Origin of the sequence: Vibrio sp. 10N.247.310.23 (assembly GCF_041467155.1) — a bacterium.
In the GTDB taxonomy this organism is placed as follows: domain Bacteria; phylum Pseudomonadota; class Gammaproteobacteria; order Enterobacterales; family Vibrionaceae; genus Vibrio; species Vibrio crassostreae_C.
In genome coordinates, this window is the sequence record NZ_JBFSTZ010000076.1 from 1 (window position 1) to 2371 (window position 2371).

General features: G+C 53.5%; 4 protein-coding genes. All 4 read right to left on the reverse strand.

Annotated features, from left to right (window positions below):
• Positions 1–1865, reverse strand: a 1865-nt coding sequence (gene traD / locus AB6D93_RS23790) for a type IV conjugative transfer system coupling protein TraD (protein ID WP_372159238.1), incomplete at its 3' end; no start/stop codon positions are given.
• Positions 1862–2056 carry a hypothetical protein gene (locus tag AB6D93_RS23795; RefSeq protein WP_136987434.1) on the reverse strand — a complete coding sequence of 65 codons (195 nt, stop codon included), beginning with the start codon at positions 2054–2056 and terminating at the stop codon, positions 1862–1864. The genes traD and AB6D93_RS23795, both read right to left, overlap by 4 nt.
• Positions 2046–2234, reverse strand: a complete 189-nt coding sequence (locus AB6D93_RS23800) for a hypothetical protein (RefSeq protein WP_136987433.1) — start codon at positions 2232–2234, stop codon at positions 2046–2048. The genes AB6D93_RS23795 and AB6D93_RS23800 overlap by 11 nt, the downstream gene beginning before the upstream one ends.
• A 33-nt stretch (positions 2235–2267) precedes the next feature.
• A partial coding sequence (locus AB6D93_RS23805; RefSeq protein ID WP_372159239.1) for a DUF2859 domain-containing protein occupies positions 2268–2371 on the reverse strand: 104 nt, incomplete at its 5' end.

A 2371-nucleotide genomic window follows, 5' to 3' on the forward strand; every position in this document is an offset into this window, starting at 1 on the left:
TCTTTGTTTTGCAGAGTGTCTTTATTGCTTGAGTGAAAACCGGTCTGACTGCCCGGTGCATCATTGGCGCCGGTGTCTGGCACAATGTCTTTGATGGTGACGGTTGCCATGCGTGAAGTGAGAATTTGCGCGGTCTTTTGCTCGCGAACCCGAAGGCATATCAAGCTGTTGAAGTTACCTTTGGTTTGCGCCGCTTTTGCAGGCGAGCCTAGGCGCGCTTCAATATCGGATTCGGTTTGCGTGTAGGCGGTGACGACAAATTTAGCTCCGCGCGCTTTGTTGAGGATAGGAATGAATTCATCACCAATCAGCTCATTAAATTCATCCGCGTGTATCATGATGTTGCGAGGCTTGACCTTGGCAAAGCCCGGCGCGTTACCAAACTTATAAATCTCCCCCGCCAGAGAGCACAGGTCAGCAAACATGGAGTTACCGAACGCAGCGGCCACCGTGGTATCAGAAAGCGCATCCAACCCCACATACACCACGCCCCCTTGCATGATGACCTCGCGCCAATCGATGATGGGCCGCTCATCGGCGGGCGTATGCACCGGTGAGATGATTTCAGCGGTCTTACCCGTACCGAGCTTTTCAAGCAAGGGCAGTAAGGAGGCCACAATTTTATCAAAATAGGTTTTGTCGTACTGGATGGCGCTTCGAAGTCCGGCCAGTACATCGTCTGCAGCGGGGTGCGCGCCAAAATACATTTCAAGGGCGACCACGCGAGCGCTGCGCCCCTGCAGGTGACGCGGGGTGTTTTTTTCGTTGACGTTACTTTCAAGCGCGGTCACCAATTCTGCGGCTTTTGGGTGATAAGAGGGCAGCTTTTTCACGCAGTAATCGACATACAGCTCATCAATGGCGGTCACGTAACGTTGAATGGCCGCCATATCGGGCTTTTTGCCGAGCGCGTCCAGCGCCCTTGCGATGATATTGACAAATCGCCACGCAAACTGTTTGAACGCGGCGCTGTTGCCGCCGCCGTCGAGTTGACCAGAAACGCGAGTCGCGACTTCCGTAATACGGCCAAATCGGCCGACGGGGGAATATCGCCCACTTTGGTCGGAATACCCTAAATGTAAGATATAAAACTCATCGAGGCGCCCTGCTCTCAAGCACTCAATGTACATGCGAAGCAGCATGTCGGCGTCCCCTTTAGGGTCAAACATCAACACCACATCGCCACGGCGGATATCTTGCGTTACCAAGAGTTCAGCAAGGCGCGTTTTACCGACCCCGGTTGTACCCAGCACTAAGGTGTGCCCCGCTCTCGCGCTGCTCGGCAATAAACAATCGACCTCTTCATCAAGGCCGATGCCGTGCATTCGAGAGTCGCCCCCTACCGGGGGTAAAGGTTTCACCGGGTTGATGGCACTAAGAAAGGTGTTAATGATACCCCAGCCTTTACCAGCCCTGGCTATCACACGTTTCCCAGACCAAAAGCGCTCTATCCATTTGCCTTCGTACTTGGCTTCCATGGTGCGCGCAAAGCGATAGAGTTTAGACGGTGTGACGTAGCGCTCTGCCCAGATTTGACGCGTATCATAAAGGCGCTGAGCATGGCGAGGCAGGACTATAAATCCCTTACCGAGAAAAACCTTGTTTTGATACACCGGCATGTCATCGGAGTTCATCGCCCAATAGGGCATACGAAGTAATCGCTTGCGATACCCGAGCACGGAGAGCCCTTGCTTAAGGCGAATCAGCGCGCACAAGCCAAGGCAAAAACCGAGCGGGTGCGCGAAAACAGAGGCCAGCATGAACACTTGTGGGGCGATGACCACCACGATAGCGGCCATGCTAAACATAGCTGCGCTCAGCAGCTCATCAGCAGGGCGAAGCAGACCTTCGGCGTAACCACTCATTGCAAGATCTCATCATCTAGCGTCACTCCCCACTCTCGCTGCCAGGCGCAGCGCTCTTCGAGGATTTCAATGCGGCGCTTCACTTGATGCGCCTCTTTGGCTTGAGTACTTACCTTTTTAGCTGACGGAAGTTCAAGGCGCTTTGGAGGTAAGCAGCGCTGGGCAAAGGGGTTGTCACTGTTAATGCTCATCATCGTCTCCTTGAGGTTTTAATAGCATCATTAAAGCGCGCTCAGGACTTACGTTGTGTGCCTGGCTTTGTTGGGCGAGCGCCAGAATCACCGGCGTCAGCGCCGCGCTTTCCAGAACTTGATGGGTGGTTTTAATCGCGTGTTGAATATCCGAATAAGATAAAGCGTGCGTAGGCATAAGAGCTGTCCTCATTAAAAGTCGTGAATGTGATTATTGCTTGAGCTCGCCGCGCTCGATGAGTACCGGATAGTGGCGAAGACCAAAAGCGGCGGCAAAGTCACGGCCTGCCACGGGGTAAAGCGTTAAGTTATAGC

Excerpts from the sequence above, each read along its gene's own strand:
- AB6D93_RS23795 (WP_136987434.1), bottom strand. The coding sequence starts at position 2,056 with ATGAGCATTAACAGTGACAACCCCTTTGCCCAGCGCTGCTTACCTCCA.
- AB6D93_RS23800 (WP_136987433.1), bottom strand. The coding sequence starts at position 2,234 with ATGCCTACGCACGCTTTATCTTATTCGGATATTCAACACGCGATTAAA.